This window comes from Microbacterium sp. Z11_20, from assembly GCF_057197605.1.
In genome coordinates this window covers 133,084-150,749 of the sequence record NZ_JBXVOQ010000006.1, presented here as the reverse complement: position 1 = coordinate 150,749, position 17,666 = coordinate 133,084, and the positions used below count along the sequence as shown (strand labels likewise).

The window sequence follows — 17,666 nt, the reverse complement described above, 5'->3', positions numbered from 1 at the left end:
CCTTCCCACCCCGGGCAGGGGCGGAAAAGCTCAGGTGGTTTGGTCCGAGGTCAGTGCATGACCGGGGCGCCCGCGGGGGCGTCGGCGGGCTTGCGGATGAGGAAAGCGCCCACGATCGTCGGAAGCGACAGCAGTGCCGCGATCAGGTACGCCGCCTGCGTGCCGGAGGCGTCGGCGGTGCCATCGGTGCTGTGGGCGGCGCTGGCGGAGGACATCACGGTGATGAGCAGGGCGATGCCGGCTGCGCCCGCGACCTGTTGCACCGTGCCGACGATCGCCGAACCGTGCGAGTAGAACCGCGGCTCCAACGACGCCAGCGACGCGGTGAACAGCGGCGTGAACGACATCGCGAGCCCCAGCGACAGCACCGTCTGCACGGCCACGATCAGCCAGATCGCGGTCGTGGCGTCGACCGTGGTGTAGACCCACAGCATCGCGCTCGTGACGAAGGCGCCGGGGATGAGCAGCACGCGCGTGCCCCAGCGGTCGTAGATGCGCCCGATGGCCGGGCCGGCGAAGCCCATCGCGAGGGAGCCCGGGAGGATGATGAGGCCCGTGTCCAGCGGCGACAGGCCGCGGACGTCCTGAAGGTACAGCGGCAGGAGCGTGATCGCGCCGAAGAACGCCATCGCCATGATGCCGAGCTGCGCGACCGAGAGGGAGAAGTTGGCCGAGCGGAACACGCGCAGATCCAGCAGCGCCGAGTCGGAGCGCTGCTTGACCAGCTGACGCCACACGAACAGCGCGAGACCGATCGCCCCGACGGTGAGCGAGACCACGAGCGTCGTGTTCGACATCGCGTCGGCCGCCGCCGCGTCCGCACCACCGTGGCCGCCGCCGCCGATCTGACTCAGGCCGAACACCACGCCGCCGAATCCGAAGGCCGACAGCACGACGGACAGCACGTCGATGGGCGCGTCCCTGCGCGGCTCGCCCAGGTTGGTGATCCACCGCGCTCCGACGAAGAGGGCGACGAGGGCGATCGGGAGCACGATGCCGAAGGTCCAGTGCCAGCCCAGCGAGTCGAGGATGAGGCCCGACATGGTCGGGCCGATGGCCGGGGCGAGCGCCATGACGATGCTCACGCGCCCCATCATGCGGCCACGCTGGTGCGGCGGGACGATCGTCATGAGCGTGGTCATCAGCAGCGGCATCATGATCGCCGTGCCGGAGGCCTGGATGACGCGGGCCGCGATGAGCGTGGGGAAGCCGGGGGAGAGGAACGCCGCGAGCGTGCCGAGGGAGAACAGGGTCATCGCGGCGATGAAGACCTGACGCGTCGTGAACTTCTGCAGCAGGAATCCGGTGATCGGGATGACCACGGCCATCGTGAGCATGAACGCCGTGGTGAGCCACTGCGCGGCGACGGCGGTGATGTCCAGATCGACCATGAGCCGGGGGATGGCCACGCCCATGGTGGTTTCGTTGAGGATCGCGACGAAGGCGGCCACCAGCAGCAGCCAGATGACGCGGCTCTCCTGGGGACTGAGGTCGCGCTGCGCGGAAGCGGCGACGGTTGTGCTGTCGGTCTGGGCGGCGGCCACGGGTGCTCCTCGGTGTTTCTGGGGATGCCAGGTCGCCACCAGCAGTCGGTGGCAAGCCCACACGACAACGGTGGGCTCCGGCGCGGTATTCCCGATTCGTGCCGGAATGCGTCGCGCGCAAGAGACCGTGGCCCCGCCTCCACCCTAGTCGGCGGCGTCCGTGTGCCGACGTAGGCTGGCCCGCATGAGTATGGGCGGACGAGGCGGCGGAGGCGGGGGTTCGCCGTTCCGTGGCGTGGACGTCCGGGCTCAGCGTCGCCTGAACGCCGAGGCCCCGCGGGTGCAGAACCTCGGTCGCCGCGTGATCGCGCTGTTCCGTCCGTACGGGGGACGCATCGTGGTCACGGGCATCCTGGTGGTCGTCGCCGCGGCGGTCGGGGTCATCCCGCCGCTGCTGGTGCAGCGGATCTTCGACGACGCACTGTTCCCCGTCGCCGGCGGGCCGCCCGACATGCCGCTGCTCCTGCGGCTGGTCCTCATCATGATCGCGCTGTTCCTGCTGTCGGCAGCCCTCGGCGTCGCGCAGACCTGGCTCACCTCGACGGTGGGCAACCGGGTCACCGGAGACCTCCGGGTGCGCCTGTTCGAGCATCTCCAGTCGATGGAGCTGGGCTTTTTCACGCGGACCAAGACCGGCGTCATCCAGTCGCGCCTGCAGAACGACGTCGGCGGGGTGTCGGGCGTGCTCACGAACACGGTGACGAGCATCCTCGGCAACGTCGTGACCGTGGCGGCCTCGCTCGTGGCGATGATCCTCATCGACTGGCGACTGACGATCATCGCGGTCGTGATGATGCCGGTGCTGATCCTCGTGCAGCGACGGGTGGGTCAGGTGCGCGCGCGCATCGCGGGGGAGACGCAGGAGTCGCTGTCGGAGCTGACCTCCATCACCCAGGAGACCCTGAGCGTCTCCGGCATCCTGCTGTCGAAGTCCTTCAACCGCCAGCGCACCGAGTCGGCGCGCTTCGCCGCCGAGAACGTCAACCAGGTGCGTCTCCAGGTGCGCCGGGCCATGAGCGGTCAGGGGTTCTTCGCGGTCGTCCAGGTGCTGATGTCCAGCGTCCCCGCGATCATCTACCTCGTCTCCGGCTACCTCGTCACCGGCGGGCTGGACACGATCACCGCCGGCACCGTCGTCGCGTTCACCACGGTCCAGGCGCGGCTGCTGATGCCCCTCATGGGCCTCATGCGGGTGGCGCTGGACCTGCAGACCTCGGCGGCGCTGTTCGCGCGCATCTTCGAGTACCTCGACCTGGTGCCCGCCATCGGCGACGCGCCCGACGCCATCCCGGTGTCCGAGGCCCCCGGTCCCGTCGGACGGATCGAGTTCCGAGACGTCGTCTTCCGCTACCCGGATGCATCGGCCGAAAGCCGGGCGACCCTCGACGGCGTCTCGTTCACCGCCGAACCCGGCACGCACGTCGCCTTCGTCGGGCCGTCGGGGGCGGGCAAGACGACGATCCTCTACCTCACGCCGCGGCTGTACGAGGCCTCTGAGGGGGCCGTGGTGTTCGCCGGTGCGGACGTGCGTCGGCTGCAGCAGGCCGCGATCATCGACGAGATCGGCATCGTGTCGCAGGAGACCTACCTCTTCCACGCGACGATCCGCGACAACCTCCGGTACGCCAAGCCGGATGCCACCGACGCGGAGGTCGAGGCGGCCTGCCGCGCCGCCAACATCCACCACGTGATAGCCGGGTTCGAGCGCGGATACGACACGGTGGTGGGCGAGCGGGGCTACCGCCTCTCGGGCGGGGAGAAGCAGCGCATCGCGATCGCCCGGGTGCTCCTGAAGGACCCGCCCGTGCTGCTGCTGGACGAGGCCACGAGCGCGCTGGACACCGTGTCGGAGCGGATCGTGCAGGAGGCGCTGGACGCCGCCGCGCGCGGGCGCACCACCCTCTCGATCGCGCACCGCCTCTCCACCGTCATCGGCGCCGACGTCATCCACGTCGTGGACGCGGGACGCATCGTGGAATCCGGCACGCATGCCGAGCTCCTCGCTCGAGAAGGCCTCTACGCGAGTCTGGCCGCGGAGCAGATGGCGGCCAGCCGCGTCCTCACCGAGGAAGCCATCGCCGAATCCTGAGCCGCGTGCCTACGGTCGCCGTCTTCGGGCTGGTGCACGGGCAACGGTCGCCGGCGGGAAGCGGGTCACCACAGCAGGGCGGCCGACACCGCGGGCGTCTCGGCCGGCACGGCGGACAGGGCGTGGATGTCGCGGACGAAGGCGCCGAGCGCGCGGCGGTAGGCGCCGTCGGGGTGGGTGCGGGCGAGCTCCACGAGCGGCGGGACGTCCATGGTCAGGATGAGGCGGACCCGCGACTGCACGGCGGCGTGCATGCCGGCCGCGGCGAGCACGTCGATGCCGCCCCGCATCGCGGCGAGGTACTCCTGCAGCACGGGAAGGGTGTGCCGCCCCTGCGTGATCGAGGTGCCGTCGGCGCGCTCGCGCCATTCCACGACCACGTCGGGCACGATGTCGAACGCGCGGGCGCCGGCGTACATCCGCTGCGCGACGACCTGGTCTTCGTACAGGCGGCCCTCGGGGAAGCGCAGGCCCGTGCGGTGCCAGAACTCCGTCCGGCTCACCTTGGACCACGCCACGATGTTGCCGGATGCGTCGGGGTGTTCGACGAGCGTCGTGGCGACGCGGGCCGGGTGCGTCGCAGCGGTCACCCACGGCTGCACCGACCCGGCCGCGTAGCCGCCGACGCCGTCGGGGCGGAGGCGGACGTACGCGCCCACGGCGAAGTCGCTGCCGGAGGCGTCGAGGACGCCGATGAGGCGGCGGAGCGCATCGGGACGGAGGCGGTCGTCGGCGTCGAGGAACCCCAGGAGCGGGGTGTCGACGAGGTCAAGGCCCGTATTGCGGGCCGCCGCCAGCCCGCGACGGGTGTCGTGCCGCACGAACCGGAACCGCGGATCCCGGTCGGCGGCGGCGGCGAACAGATGGCCCGTGGCGTCGGTGGAGGCGTCGTCCACGAGCACCGCCGCCCAGTCGGTGCGTGTCTGCGCCCGGAGCGAATCGAGGGCGTCCGGGACGTACTCCGCCACATCGTGCCCGGGCACGATGACGGTGATCGCGCTCACGCGCCCGATCGTACCGCCGCGACCGAGGCGGCCAGCGCGTCGGCGACCGGCGCGAGCGAGTCCGACAGCGACCGCGGCAGAGTGAACCGCACGGCGGTGCGGGCCGTGTCGGTGTCGATCCCCAGGGCCACCAGCACGTGGGAGGCCTCGTCGCTGCCCGCCGCGCACGCCGACCCGCTCGAGGAGACGACGCCGCGCCGTTCCAGCTCGAGGAGGATCGCCTCGCCGCTCGTGCCGGGGAAGACGAAGCTCGCGGTGCCGGGGAGCCGGTGGATGGGATCGCCCGTGACGCGGGCATCCGGCAGCAGCGTCCGGACGCGGGCGACGAATTCGTCCCGCAGGGCAGCGACGCGGACGGCGACTTCGGCGCGGTCGGCCTCGGCGAGCTCGAGGGCGGTGGCGAATCCGACGGCTCCGGCGACGTCCTCGGTGCCCGACCGGCGTCCGCGTTCCTGCCCGCCGCCGTGCATCAGCGGCTCGAGGGGGATGCGGCCGCGGACGGCGAGCACGCCGGTGCCCTTCGGCGCGCCGATCTTGTGCCCGGCGATCGACAGCGCGTCGGCGCCGGTGGCGTCAAGCGCCAGCCAGCCTGCCGCCTGCACGGCGTCGAGGTGGAGGGGGATGCGGCCGGCCGAGGCCACGGCGGCAAGGGCGGCGGCATCCTGCACCGTGCCGACCTCGTTGTTGGCGTACCCGAGGCTGATGAGCGCCGTGTCCTCCCGCAGCATCCCGGCCACAGCGGCGACGTCGACGCGGCCCCCGGCGTCGACGGGCGCGACGTCGATGGCGAACCCGTGCACGCGGCGGAGGTAGTCGGCCGACGCGAGGATCGACTCGTGCTCGATCGCGGTCGTGATCACGCGCGCGGCGCCCCGATTGAGCTGAGCGGCGATCGCGATGCCCTTCACCGCGAGGTTGTTGGCCTCGGTGCCCCCGGAGGTGAAGACGATGTCGCCGCGGCGCATGCCGAGCACCGAGGCCACGCGAGAGCGGGCGTCGGTGAGGGCGGATGCGGCGGCTTCGCCCACGGTGTGGTGGCTGGACGCGTTGCCGAACTCCCGTGTGAGGTACGGCATCATCGCTTCGAGCACCTCTCCTCGCACGGGAGTGGTGGCAGCGGCGTCGAGGTAGAGCATGCTCACGCCGGGCCGACGCGCACGTCCAGACCGAGGTCGAGCGCCGGCGCCGAGTGCGTGAGGGCGCCGACCGAGATCACGTCGACGCCCGTCTCGGCGATGGCACGGACGGTGGACAGATCGACGCCGCCCGAGGCCTCCACGATGGCGCGACCGGCGATCTGCGCGACGCCGGTGCGCAGGTCGGCGAGGGAGAAGTTGTCGAGCATGATCGTGCCGATCCCGGCGGCGAGCATCGCCTCGATCTGGTCCAGACGATCCACCTCCACCTCGACGTGGGTGGTGTGCGGCAGCTGCGCGATCGCCCCCTGCAGGGCCGCGGTCACCGACACCCCCTTCTGGGCGAGCACGGCGAGGTGGTTGTCCTTCACCATGACCGCGTCCGAGAGCGAGAAGCGATGGTTGTGACCCCCGCCCATCCGCACGGCGTGGCGCTCGAAGGCCCGCAGGCCCGGCGTCGTCTTGCGGGTGTCGGCGATCCGGGCCCCGGTGTGCGCGACCTCGGCGACGTACTGCGCGGTGAGCGTGGAGATCCCCGTCATCCGCTGCGCGAAATTCAGCCCGATGCGCTCGGCGGTCAGCACGGCCCGGGCGGGACCGGAGACCAGTGCCAGCGTCGCGCCGGCCTCGACGTACTCGCCCTCCTCGGCCAGGAGGTCGACGCGGGTGCGGGGATCGGTGAGGGAGAACGCGGCGGCGAAGACCTCGCCCCCGCTGAAGATCCCGGGCTCCCGGGCGACGAGTTCTGCGCGCGCGACGGCGGTCTCGACGATCAGCGTGGCGCTGGTCACGTCGCCCCACGGGGCGTCTTCCTCGAGGGCGGCGGCGACCGTGCGCTCGATCAGGGCGGGGGTGAGCATCAGGCGGCTCCTTCCATGGCCGGCGCGGCGGATGCTGCCGGCGCGGCGTCGACGCGGAAATGGGCACCGACCGACGCGGTGCGTGCACGGGCCGCCGCCACGAGGTGCTCGGCCACCAGCAGCAGGTTCGCGTCCTCGTGCTCGGGCACCGTGGCTGCGGCCGGCCGGGTGGCGCGCCAGCCGGCGATGACGGATGCCGCGTGCTCGAGCGCGGGCGCACAGCGCTCGACGCCGGCTGCGTCCCACATCAGCCGCTGCAGGGCGGGGCGCGAGAATCGCTCGCCCCCCGCACCGGGGTCGGCCAGCGCACGCACGGAGGCGCCCCGGGGCGGGCGAGCGGGCGCCGGTGCGGTGGCGGGCCACGCTGATCGCGCGTCGGCGGCGATGACGTCCCCCGCGCGCGCGCCGAAGACCGCGCCCTCCAGCAGCGAGTTGGAGGCGAGGCGGTTCGCTCCGTGCACGCCGGTGCGGGCGACCTCGCCGACCGCGTAGAGGCCGGGCACGCTCGTGCGGCCGTGCAGGTCGGTGTCGACGCCGCCCATCAGGTAGTGCGCTGCCGGGGTCACCGGGATGGGTTCGCGGGCCCAGTCCCACCCGCGGGCGCGCACCGCGGCGTCGATGGTCGGGAACCGGTCGGCGAGGAACGCGGCGGTCGCCTCCGGCGTCGCGCGGAGGCCGCGGGCATCCAGGCGCACCGGACGCCCGCCCTGGGCTTCCATCGCGCGCACGATCGCACGGGCGACGACGTCCCGCGGGGCGAGTTCCCCATCCGGGTGCGCGTCGAAGGCGAACCGACGGCCGTCGTCGTCGATGAGGGTGGCGCCCTCGCCCCGCACGGCCTCGGACACCAGGAACGGCGCGCCCCCCGGCAGCACCGTCTCACCCAGGAGCACCGTCTCACCCAGGAGCACCGTCTCACCCAGGAGCACCGTCTCACCCAGGAGCACCGTGGGGTGGAACTGCACGAATTCGAGTTCGCTCACGGCCGCTCCCATCCGCAGGGCCGCGGCGATGCCGTCGCCGGTGGCCACGGCCGGGTTGGTGGTGTGCGCGTACAGCTGCCCCGCCCCGCCGGTGGCGAGCACCACGGCGTCCGCCGGAATCCGCTCGAGGCGGTCCTCGGCGCCCGCGGAGCCGGGGACGCGGCGCCGGCGCACCACATCGACGCCGGTGACGCGTTCCGGGCTCCCGGCGAGGTCTGCGAGGAAGGCGTGCTCGACCACGCGCACGTCCGCGGCGCGCACGCGAGCGGCCAGGGCGCGCTCGATGGCCCACCCGGTGGCGTCGCCGCCGGCGTGCACGATGCGCGGGTAGGAGTGGGCCGCTTCCCGGCCCTTCGCGTAGGAGCCGTCCGCGCCCCGGTCGAAGGCGACGCCCAGTTCGACCAGCTCGCGGATGCGCGCGGGACCCTCCGTCGCCAGGACGCGCACCGCCGCCGGGTCGGCCAGTCCCGCCCCGGCGGCGAGGGTGTCGCGCACGTGCGCGTCGATGCTGTCGTCGTCGAAGAGCACGCCGGCGATGCCGCCCTGGGCGAACCGCGTGTTGGCGTGCTCGAGCACGTCCTTCGTGACGAGCGTCACGGTGCACCCCGCCGCCCTGGCGTGCAGTGCCGCGGCGAGTCCGGCGATGCCGGAGCCGATCACGACGACCGCGGTCACGACCCGACCTGTGCCTGCGGCTTGGCCGCCAGCATCCGCTCGAGGGCGACCGTGGCGGGCTCCGACACCGAGGAGGGCACGGTGATGCGGTTGATGACGTCGCCGCGCACGAGGGATTCCAGCACCCAGGCGAGGTAGCCGGGATGGATGCGGTACATGGTCGAGCAGGGGCAGACCACCGGGTCGAGGCAGAAGATCGTGTGCTGCGGGTACTCCGCCGCGAGGCGCTGCACGAGGTTCACCTCGGTGCCGATCGCGAACGTGGTGGGCTCCGTCGCAGCCGCGATGGCCTTGCGGATGAAGTCGGTGGAGCCCGCCTCATCCGCGGCATCCACGACGTCCATGGGGCACTCGGGATGCACGATCACGCGCACGCCCGGGTGCTCGGCGCGGGCCTGGTCGATCTGGTCGACGGTGAAGCGGCGGTGCACCGAGCAGAAACCGTGCCACAGGATGACGCGGCTGTCGTGGAGCGTGATCTCGTCGTTCCCGCCGAGGGGGCGGCGCGGGTTCCACAGGGGCATCTGGTCCAGCGGCACGCCCATCGCCTTGGCGGTGTTGCGTCCCAGGTGCTGGTCGGGGAAGAACAGGACGCGGCGGCCGCGCGCGAACGCCCACTCCAGCACGGTGCGCGCGTTGGACGACGTGCAGACGATCCCTCCGTGCCGGCCGACGAAGCCCTTGATCGCGGCCGAGGAATTCATGTACGTCACCGGCACGACTGGGACGAGACCGTCGGGGCCCGGGGTGTCGAGATCTCCGAAGGCCTCCTCGAGCTGCTCCCAGCACTCCTCCACCTGGTCGATGTCGGCCATGTCGGCCATTGAGCAGCCGGCGGCGAGGTTCGGCAGGATGACGGCCTGGTCGGGCTGGGAGAGCAGGTCGGCGGTCTCGGCCATGAAATGCACGCCGCAGAACACGATCGCCTCCGCCTCCGGGTGCGCCTTCGCGGCGCCGGCGAGCTGGAACGAGTCGCCCACGTAGTCGGCGTGGCGGATGACCTCTTCGCGCTGGTAGAAGTGGCCGAGCACCATGACGCGATCGCCGAGCGCGGCCTTGGCGGCGCGGATGCGGTGGTCCAGCTCGTCGGCGGGGGCGTCGCGGTACTCCGCCGGGAGTTCGCCCTGCCGCGGGGCTCCGGTGGGGATGACGTCGCCCATGGATGCACCGGGTCCGTAGCCGGGGCGCACGTCGAAGGCCCACGGGCCGGCGGCGAGGTCGGTGGTGCAGGTGGACGAGGTCGAGGCGCCGGCAACGATCGCCTGGATCTCGTGGTCGACCGACGGGTCGATCGGGTGCGGGTTGAGCAGCGTCGCGGGCATGTCGATTCCGATCAGTTGCGGGTCGTCAGGGGCCCGCGGTCGGCGAGCTCGACGTCCCGGTTGTAGCGGTACAGGCGAGCGGGTCGGTGGCTCCCGGTGCGGAAGCGGTCGGTCGGGATGAGGGTGCCGGAGCTTTCCACCTGGCGGCGGAAGTTGGCCGGGTCCAGGCGCCGCTCGAGGATCGATTCGTTCACCTCGCGGAGCTCCGCGAGAGTGAATTCGGCGGGGAGGAGACCGTGCGCGATGCGGCTGTAGCCGACCTTGTTGCGCAGGCGCCAGAGGGCGTACTCGACGATGTCGTTGTGGTCGAAGGCGAGACGCGGGAGGTTCGCGACCTCGAACCACTCGACGTTCTCCGGCGCATCGCCGCCCTGGGCGTGCGCGGCGACCTGCGCGTCGACCTCGTCGGCACGAAGGAGCGCCCAGTACACGATCGAGACGACGCGGGTGGGGGAGCGGTCCACGGCGCCGAAGGCGTAGAGCTGTTCGAGGTAGCTGGGGGTCAGGCCCGTGGTCTCGGCGAGCGTGCGCGAGGCCGCCGCATCCAGGCTCTCGGCCGGGTCGAGCCATCCACCGGGGAGCGCCCACGCGCCGTCGTACGGTTCGCGGGTGCGGCGCACGAGGGGGAGGACGAGCGCCGCGACGTCGTCCTCCGGGCGGCGCCGGAGGCTGAAGATCACGGTGGACACGGCGACGCGGGCGTCGTCGACGCCGGGGCGGGATGCGGTGGTTTGTGTCATCATGACCTTTACTGCCAGGATCTTAGTGTCAGAGTGACCCGAAGCGCAAGCGCCCCCCCATCCCGCCCCCACCCCCCACCCGCCCGCCCGTCGACTCGCCAGCAAACGTCGGAAATCCGTGCGAGAAACAACGGAACGTGGCGACTCGACGGGGGAGGTTCCCAGGATTCGCGCCTAGCGTGAACCCGTGCTGCTCGTGGACGTCCTCCTGATCGTGCTGCTGGCCGTCTCGGTACTCATCGGTGTGCGTCGCGGGTTCCTCGCCAGCGTCGGGCTGTTCGCGGGGCTGGCGGTCGGCGCAGTGGCGGCGTACTGGCTCATGCCGCTCGTGGGGACGTGGGTGCCCCTGGCCGCGTGGCGCACGCTCGCCGTCGCGGCGACCGGCATCTTCCTCCTGCTCCTGGGCGCGGCCATCGGGTCGGCGATCGGGCGGGGCCTCCGCCGTGGGGTCGACCGCATCCGTCTCCGCATCCCCGAGCGCATCCTCGGCGGGGTGGTGAGCGGCCTGGCCGCCGTGCTGGCGATCTCCTTCGTCGGCGGCGCCCTCGTCTCCACCGGTACTCCCGTGGTTTCCAGTGCCCTGGCATCCTCGACGGTTCTGCGCACGATCGACTGGGCGACCCCGGCTCCGGTGCGGGCCGCGCTCGCCCAGCTGCGCGGATCGGTGTTCGAGGAGGGACTTCCCACCCTCGGGCGCCTGCTCGAGCCCGCGGTCACGCCGAGTGCACCGGATGTCGCGCTGGATGACCCCGCCCTGGCTCGCGCCGCGCAGTCGGTGGCCAAGATCACCGGCGTCGCCTATGCGTGCGGAATCACCGCGAGCGGGACCGGGTTCGCCGTCTCACCGGAACTGGTCGTCACCAACGCCCACGTGGTCGCCGGCGTGGAGCAGCCCGTCGTGGAACTGCCCGGCGAAGCGGCGCGCGACGGACGCGTGGTGTACTTCGACCCCGTGGACGACCTCGCCGTGGTCGCCGTGGAGGGCCTCGACGCCGACCCGCTCGCAGTGTCGCCGACGCTCCCCGTGGGCGCTGCCGCCGTGGTGCAGGGATACCCGCACGGGGGCCCGTTCACCTCGGGCGCTGCACAGGTCGTGTCGGTGGGCACCGTGGCCGTGCCCGACATCTCCGACTCCTCCTCGGCGCCGCGCGAGATCTACGCCCTCGCCGCCACCGTGCAGCCGGGCAACTCCGGCGGACCGCTGCTCACCACCGACGGGCAGGTGGCCGGCGTCGTGTTCGCCCGTTCCGACGTCGGCGATGACATCGGGTACGCGATGACCCCGACCGAACTGAACCCGGTGCTCGCTCAGCTCGACGCGTTCGACGCCGCCGTCCCCTCGGGGTCCTGCCGGCGCTGACCGCGCGCTATGCTGGCCGCGCGGATCGCCCTCGGGCGGCCGCCGGCTCCGGCTGACAACCGAATATCGGCCTCAACCCCCGCGGGAGAGCCCGGGCGCACCCTGCCGGGCACCGAAGGAGCAAGCCTCCCCGCCAATCTCTCAGGTCCGCGTACCGCCTGGGTCGGCCACTCTGGAAAGCGATCGGGATGCACCGCCCGGTCCGCCGACGGTGAAAGCCGCTGCATCCCGTTTCGGATGCGGCGGCGAAACTCTCAGGCCGATGACAGAGGGGGAGTTCACAGACACCGTCCGGTGCCTGCCCGATCGCGACGGGAGAACTCATGCCAGGCCCCCGCACCACGCCGCTGCACGAACGCCACGAGGCCCTCGGCGCGTCGTTCACGGACTTCGGCGGGTGGCTCATGCCCGTGCGGTACAGCTCCGACCTCGCCGAGCACCACGCCGTGCGCCAGACGGCCGGGCTCTTCGACATCTCGCACATGGCCGAGTTCGATGTGCGCGGGTCCGATGCCGCGGCCTTCCTGGACTACGCGCTGGCGGGGCGCCTGTCGGCCCTCGCGGTCGACCAGGCCAAGTACTCCCTCGTCCTCGCGCCGGGAGGCGGCATCGTCGACGACGTGATCGCGTACCGGCACGGCCCGGATCACTTCCTGGTCATCGCCAATGCGGGCAACCGGGATGCGGTGGCCGAGGCGTTCGCGGAACGGGCGGAGCACTTCGACGTCTCCGTCACCGATGAGACCGAGCAGACCGCCTTGATCGCGGTGCAGGGCCCGCGGGCAGCGGCCGTCCTCGCCGCCGTCGCCGATCTCTCGGACTACTCCACGGCCATCGACGAGCAGAAGTACTACCGCTTAGCCCACGCGCTCTTCCGTCCCCGCGCCGGCGACCCTGTGCCCGTGCACGTGGCCCGCACGGGGTACACCGGCGAGGACGGGTTCGAGCTGCTGGTGCCGGCGGAGGCGGCCGGCGCGCTCTGGGACGCCGTGCTCGCGGCGGGCGAGCCGTTCGGCCTGGTCCCCGCCGGGCTCGCGGCGCGCGACACGTTGCGGCTGGAAGCCGGGATGCCGCTCTACGGCCACGAGCTGGGCCTCGGCGTGATGCCTGCCCAGGCCGGCCTCAGCCGGGTCGTCGCCGCCGACAAGGACGACTTCGTGGGGAGGGCCGGGCTGGATGCCGCCGCATCCGCCGACGCGCCCGTGCTCGTGGGGCTCGTCTCCGAGGGCCGCCGCGCCGGGCGCGCCGGGTATGCCGTGCACGACGGCGACGCCGTGGTCGGGCAGATCACCAGCGGGGCCCTGAGCCCGACCCTCGGGCATCCCATCGCGCTGGCCTTCGTCGACCCCGGTGTCAGCGAGCCGGGCACCGAACTGTCCCTCGACGTACGGGGGACCCGCATCCCCGCGACCGTGACCGCCCTGCCCTTTTATCGGAGGAAGAAATGACCGATCTCGACGCCCTCAAATACACCCCCGAGCACGAGTGGGTCGCGCTCGACGGCGACCTGTCGACCGGCTCGGAGCAGACGGTGGCGACCGTCGGCATCACCGACTTCGCCGCCGATCAGCTCGGCGACATCGTCTTCGTCGACCTGCCCGCGACCGGCTCCGCGGTCACCGCGGGTCAGATCTGCGGCGAGATCGAATCGACCAAGTCGGTCGGCGAGCTATACGCGCCGCTGGCCGGTGAGGTGGTGGCCGTGAACGACGCGGTCGTCGATGACCCGTCGCTGGTGAATTCCGATCCGTACGGCGACGGCTGGCTGCTGAAGATCCGCGTCGACCCCGCCTCCGGCGACGCGGAGCTCCTCGACCGCGCGGCATACACGCGGCTCACCGGCGGCCCGTCATGACCGCATCCGCTTCCGCGTCCGGCCGGGCGGACGCCGTGCCCGGTTTCGCCGCGCGGCACATCGGCACGGATGCTTCGGCGCAGCGCCGCATGCTCGACGTGCTCGGGTACGACAGCGTCGACGCCCTCGTGCGGACGGCGGTGCCCGCCGCCATCCAGGTCCGCGACCGCGCGACCAGCGACATCCCGCCCGCGGCCACGGAGGCCGAGGCGCTCGCGGAGTTGCGCGCGCTCGCCTCGCAGAACCGCACGGCGCGTCCCATGATCGGGCTCGGCTACTACGACACGTTCACGCCGTCGGTCATCGCCCGCAACGTGCTGGAGAACCCTTCCTGGTACACCGCGTACACGCCGTACCAGCCGGAGATCTCGCAGGGGCGCCTGGAGGCGCTCATCAACTTCCAGACCATGGTGAGCGACCTCACGGGGCTCGCGACGGCGAACGCGTCGATGCTCGACGAATCCACCGCGGTCGTCGAGGGGATGCTGCTGGCCCGCCGCGCATCGAAATCGCGCTCGAACGTGTTCCTCGTCGACTCCGACGCGCTGCCGCAGACGAGGGCCCTCCTGCGCCACCGGGCCGAGGCCGTCGGGATCGACCTGCGCGTGGCCGACCTGTCGGCTCAGGCCGTGGACGAGGAGGTCTTCGGCGCGCTCATCCAGTACCCCGGCGCATCCGGGCGGATCTGGGATCCGGCCCCGGTTGTGGAGGCCGTCCACGGTCAGGGCGGGCTCGCGGTCGTGGCCGCCGATCTCCTCGCGCTCACCCTGCTGCGCTCGCCTGGTTCGTTCGGTGCCGACGTCGCGGTCGGCACGACGCAGCGGTTCGGCGTGCCGCTGGGATTCGGTGGACCGCACGCCGGGTACATGGCCGTGCGCGCCGGGCTCGAGCGTCAGCTCCCCGGGCGGCTCGTCGGGGTGTCGCAGGATGCGGCGGGGCATCCCGCGTACCGCCTGTCGCTGCAGACCCGCGAACAGCACATCCGCCGGGAGAAGGCGACGTCGAACATCTGCACCGCGCAGGTGCTGCTGGCCGTCATGGCCGCCATGTACGCCGTCTACCACGGCCCGGACGGCTTGCGCGCCATCGCGACCGAGGTCGCACGCAAGGCCGAGGCGCTCGCCGCGGAGCTGCGCGACTACGACCTCATCCTCGTCTCGGAGTCGTTCTTCGACACCATCCGCGTGTCGGTGCCGGGCCGGGCGGAGGACGTCATCCGCCGCGCCCGGGAACGGGGATACCAGCTGCTGTGGCTGGATGACACGACCGTCGGCGTGTCGGTCGATGAGACGACCACCGCGGAAGACCTCGCCGCCGTCGCCGCCGCATTCGGCCTCCCCGAGACGGGCGAGCGTCGCCTGGAATTCGCCGGCGCCGAACCGGTGCGCGGCGTGCCGTCGAGCCTGCGGCGTGCGGACGAGTACCTCACCCACCCGGTGTTCTCCGCGCACCGCAGCGAGACGGCGATGATGCGCTACCTCAAGCTGCTCTCCGACCGCGACTATGCGCTGGACCGCGGCATGATCCCGTTGGGCTCGTGCACGATGAAGCTCAACGCGGCCACCGAGATGGCGGCGGTGTCGTGGCCGGAGTTCTCCCGCGTCCACCCCTTCGCCCCCGAGGAGGACGTCCGCGGGTACCTCGCCCTCATCGAGCAGCTCGAGCGGTGGCTGGCCGAGGTCACGGGGTACGACGCCGTGTCGCTGCAGCCCAATGCCGGCTCGCAGGGCGAGCTCGCCGGGCTCCTCGCCATCCGCGGGTTCCACCGGGCCAACGGCGAGCTCGGCCGGGTGGTGTGCCTCATCCCGTCGTCCGCGCACGGCACCAACGCCGCATCCGCGGTGCTGGCGGGGATGCGGGTGGTCGTGGTCGCGTGCGACGAGGCGGGCAACGTCGACCTCGACGACCTGCGCGCCAAGATCGCCGCGCACGCCGACGAGCTCGCCGCGCTCATGATCACCTACCCCTCCACGCATGGCGTGTACGAGCACGACGTGCTGGCGATCACGCAGGCCGTGCACGACGCCGGCGGCCAGGTCTACGTCGACGGCGCGAACCTCAACGCCCTGCTCGGCTACGCCCGGTTCGGCGACCTCGGTGGCGACGTGTCGCACCTGAACCTCCACAAGACCTTCGCGATCCCGCACGGCGGCGGGGGACCGGGGGTCGGGCCCGTCGCGGCGAAGGCGCACCTGGCGCCGTACCTGCCGTCGCATCCGTTCTCGCAGCGGGCCGACCACGGTGTTCTCTCGAGCGCTGATCGCGCGGGCGCCGTCTTCGACGGCGGGCCGGTGTCGGCCGCCCCGCACGGGTCGGCCGGGATCCTCCCCATCTCGTGGGCGTACGTGCGGATGATGGGCACCGAGGGGCTCCGGGATGCCACGGCATCCGCCGTTCTCGGTGCGAACTACATCGCCGCGCGGCTGCGCGAGCACTTTCCGGTGCTCTACGCGGGGGAGGGCGGGCTCGTCGCGCACGAGTGCATCCTCGACCTCCGTCCGCTGCGGGAGGAGACCGGCGTCACCGTCGACGATGTGGCCAAGCGCCTCATCGACTACGGGTTCCACGCGCCCACGATGTCGTTCCCGGTCGCGGGAACGCTCATGGTGGAACCGACGGAGTCGGAGGACCTCGGCGAACTCGACCGGTTCGTGGAGGCGATGATCGCAATCCACGCCGAGGCGCACGCCGTGGCGGCGGGGGAGTGGCCGGCCGACGACAACCCGCTCGTGGGCGCCCCGCACACCGCGGAGTCGGTCGTGACCGCGCAGTGGTCGCATCCCTACTCCCGCGAGACCGCGGTGTACCCCGTGCGCTCGCTTGTGCGCGCGAAGTACTGGCCCCCCGTCCGCCGCATCGACCAGGCCTACGGCGACCGCAACCTCGTGTGCGCCTGCCCTCCCGTCGAGGCCTTCGCCTAGCCCGGCCCGGCCGGCCCCGGCCCGCCCGGCCCGCCCGGCCCGGCCCGCCCGGCCCGGCCGGCTTCGCGGCGAGACTGCATGCTGCCGACGAGCGCGCGACATAATGTCGCAGGTTCGTCGACAGGGTGCAGTCTCGCTGTCAGGCGCGTCCGGTGGGGGTGCGCAGTGCTCGGCGAAGGGCGAAAAGCTGCGCCGAGTTCTGGGCTCGGATGATCGGCAGCCCCGCCGACGCCAGTATCGCCTCCAGCGGGTCGCTCGCCAGCGCCTCGACCCACCCCCAGTGGGGCACGGCGCGGACGCCGTTGCGGAACAGGCGTGCGTCGCGCCCGTGACGTTTCCGTAGAGCGACGGATGCATCGCCGTACCGGCCGTCGTACTTCAGATCGCCGTCGCTTTCGCCGGCGACGGCGAACTCCGGCCACCACTTGTCGACGCGGTCCGCGTCGGGCCCCTCGCCGATCCATACCTGGAGCTCGGGGTCAGGGAATCCCAGCCACTCGATCACGGCCCGATCGACGGATTCGAGCGCCGATTCTGACGCCGCGGATGCTCGATGAAGCGCCCACCGAGCGTGCCGTCGACCACGTGAGGATGCTCGCGCCTCGTTCAGCGCGACCAGTGCCTCCGCCGTCAGGGAAGGGTCGCGGCCGAGAGCGGCATCCGCAACCGCGAGCCCGATTGCAGGATGGCGGGTCCGTGCGATGTCCACGACAGTGTCCGCGAGACTCGTCGCCAGCGCTCCTCGGATCGTGACGATGGAACGAGGATCTCGGCTGGTGTGCACGTGGATGCCGCCCGTCACGCGCGAGGTGGCTGATCCGTCCCCGAGCAGGTGCACCAGTCCGGGGTCGCCGAAGATGGGGAGCGCGTGAATCGCCGCCGCCGCTTCCAAGCAGGTCGGCTCGTCGGGATGCTGCAGCACGGCGCCGTGGACCCGCGCGAGATAGCGCTCCCAGGGTGCGAGGCGTGACCAGTCTTGCGTCGGGGCGTAAACGCCTCGCAGCACCGGTGTGAGGTCGCCCGAACGCACCGCGCGGGTCGTGTGCGGAGCGTCGCGCGCGCGGAGGAGCGGGACGGGACTGGCGGCAGCGGGTAACGGGTCCTCGATCATCCCGCCACGATCCACCCGCCCCCCGCCCGCGAGCGGGCGCCCCGCAAGCCCGGTGGATGACGCATC

13 protein-coding genes and 2 riboswitches are annotated in these 17,666 nt (G+C 72.2%); of the genes, 5 read left to right on the top strand and 8 right to left on the bottom strand.

Going from position 1 to position 17,666, the window contains the following annotated elements:
- Positions 1-50: 50 nt before the first annotated feature.
- Positions 51-1,544 (bottom strand): DHA2 family efflux MFS transporter permease subunit, encoded by a 1,494-nt coding sequence (locus AC2DFQ_RS15035; RefSeq protein WP_484534452.1) that lies wholly within the window; start codon positions 1,542-1,544, stop codon positions 51-53.
- A gap of 190 nt (positions 1,545-1,734) precedes the next feature.
- Between AC2DFQ_RS15035 and AC2DFQ_RS15030 the strand changes: the two genes are divergently transcribed.
- Entirely contained in the window at positions 1,735-3,633 is a 1,899-nt protein-coding gene (locus AC2DFQ_RS15030) for an ABC transporter ATP-binding protein (protein WP_484534563.1), read from the top strand.
- A gap of 65 nt (positions 3,634-3,698) precedes the next feature.
- Here the strand turns inward: AC2DFQ_RS15030 and AC2DFQ_RS15025 are convergent, their stop codons facing one another.
- From AC2DFQ_RS15025 to AC2DFQ_RS15000, 6 genes are read right to left on the bottom strand one after another with little or no spacing between them, the layout of a single operon-like run.
- Complete coding sequence (locus AC2DFQ_RS15025; protein ID WP_484534451.1) at positions 3,699-4,637, bottom strand: glycosyltransferase family 2 protein; 939 nt, start codon at positions 4,635-4,637, stop codon at positions 3,699-3,701.
- Positions 4,634-5,773, bottom strand: a complete 1,140-nt coding sequence (locus AC2DFQ_RS15020) for a cysteine desulfurase family protein (RefSeq protein WP_484534562.1) — start codon at positions 5,771-5,773, stop codon at positions 4,634-4,636. The genes AC2DFQ_RS15025 and AC2DFQ_RS15020 overlap by 4 nt, the downstream gene beginning before the upstream one ends.
- A 2-nt stretch (positions 5,774-5,775) precedes the next feature.
- On the bottom strand, positions 5,776-6,633 hold the full coding sequence (gene nadC / locus AC2DFQ_RS15015; RefSeq protein WP_484534450.1) for a carboxylating nicotinate-nucleotide diphosphorylase: 858 nt from the start codon (positions 6,631-6,633) through the stop codon (positions 5,776-5,778).
- On the bottom strand, positions 6,633-8,291 hold the full coding sequence (locus AC2DFQ_RS15010) for an L-aspartate oxidase (protein ID WP_484534449.1): 1,659 nt from the start codon (positions 8,289-8,291) through the stop codon (positions 6,633-6,635). Before AC2DFQ_RS15010 ends, nadC begins: the two co-directional genes overlap by 1 nt.
- Positions 8,288-9,613, bottom strand: a complete 1,326-nt coding sequence (gene nadA, locus AC2DFQ_RS15005; RefSeq protein WP_484534448.1) for a quinolinate synthase NadA — start codon at positions 9,611-9,613, stop codon at positions 8,288-8,290. The genes AC2DFQ_RS15010 and nadA overlap by 4 nt, the downstream gene beginning before the upstream one ends.
- Positions 9,614-9,624: 11 nt before the next feature.
- A complete protein-coding gene (locus AC2DFQ_RS15000; RefSeq protein WP_484508842.1) occupies positions 9,625-10,353 on the bottom strand; it encodes an NUDIX hydrolase in 729 nt (242 codons plus the stop codon).
- Between the two features lie 187 nt (positions 10,354-10,540).
- Here AC2DFQ_RS15000 and AC2DFQ_RS14995 point away from each other — a divergent pair, with 187 nt between their 5' ends.
- The 4 genes from AC2DFQ_RS14995 (at position 10,541) to gcvP (ending at position 16,489) form a co-directional block, all read left to right on the top strand.
- Positions 10,541-11,713, top strand: coding sequence for a MarP family serine protease (locus AC2DFQ_RS14995; protein ID WP_484534447.1), 1,173 nt, complete (start codon positions 10,541-10,543; stop codon positions 11,711-11,713).
- A 72-nt stretch (positions 11,714-11,785) separates the two neighbouring features.
- Positions 11,786-11,880: riboswitch (glycine riboswitch) on the top strand.
- Positions 11,881-11,989: riboswitch (glycine riboswitch) on the top strand.
- A 47-nt stretch (positions 11,990-12,036) separates the two neighbouring features.
- A complete protein-coding gene (gene gcvT / locus AC2DFQ_RS14990; RefSeq protein ID WP_484534446.1) occupies positions 12,037-13,161 on the top strand; it encodes a glycine cleavage system aminomethyltransferase GcvT in 1,125 nt (374 codons plus the stop codon).
- Positions 13,158-13,568 (top strand): glycine cleavage system protein GcvH, encoded by a 411-nt coding sequence (gcvH, locus tag AC2DFQ_RS14985; protein ID WP_484534445.1) that lies wholly within the window; start codon positions 13,158-13,160, stop codon positions 13,566-13,568. Before gcvT ends, gcvH begins: the two co-directional genes overlap by 4 nt.
- Entirely contained in the window at positions 13,565-16,489 is a 2,925-nt protein-coding gene (gene gcvP, locus AC2DFQ_RS14980) for an aminomethyl-transferring glycine dehydrogenase (protein WP_484534444.1), read from the top strand. The genes gcvH and gcvP overlap by 4 nt, the downstream gene beginning before the upstream one ends.
- A 139-nt stretch (positions 16,490-16,628) precedes the next feature.
- Here the strand turns inward: gcvP and AC2DFQ_RS14975 are convergent, their stop codons facing one another.
- Complete coding sequence (locus AC2DFQ_RS14975) at positions 16,629-17,600, bottom strand: hypothetical protein (RefSeq protein ID WP_484534443.1); 972 nt, start codon at positions 17,598-17,600, stop codon at positions 16,629-16,631.
- Between the last annotated feature and the right edge of the window lie 66 nt (positions 17,601-17,666).

Coding starts and splice junctions, on each gene's coding strand:
- AC2DFQ_RS15030 (WP_484534563.1), top strand. CDS start 1,735: ATGGGCGGACGAGGCGGCGGAGGCGGGGGTTCGCCGTTCCGTGGCGTG.
- AC2DFQ_RS15020 (WP_484534562.1), bottom strand. CDS start 5,773: ATGCTCTACCTCGACGCCGCTGCCACCACTCCCGTGCGAGGAGAGGTG.
- nadC (WP_484534450.1), bottom strand. CDS start 6,633: ATGCTCACCCCCGCCCTGATCGAGCGCACGGTCGCCGCCGCCCTCGAG.
- nadA (WP_484534448.1), bottom strand. CDS start 9,613: ATGCCCGCGACGCTGCTCAACCCGCACCCGATCGACCCGTCGGTCGAC.
- AC2DFQ_RS15000 (WP_484508842.1), bottom strand. CDS start 10,353: ATGACACAAACCACCGCATCCCGCCCCGGCGTCGACGACGCCCGCGTC.
- gcvT (WP_484534446.1), top strand. CDS start 12,037: ATGCCAGGCCCCCGCACCACGCCGCTGCACGAACGCCACGAGGCCCTC.
- gcvH (WP_484534445.1), top strand. CDS start 13,158: ATGACCGATCTCGACGCCCTCAAATACACCCCCGAGCACGAGTGGGTC.
- gcvP (WP_484534444.1), top strand. CDS start 13,565: ATGACCGCATCCGCTTCCGCGTCCGGCCGGGCGGACGCCGTGCCCGGT.
- AC2DFQ_RS14975 (WP_484534443.1), bottom strand. CDS start 17,600: ATGATCGAGGACCCGTTACCCGCTGCCGCCAGTCCCGTCCCGCTCCTC.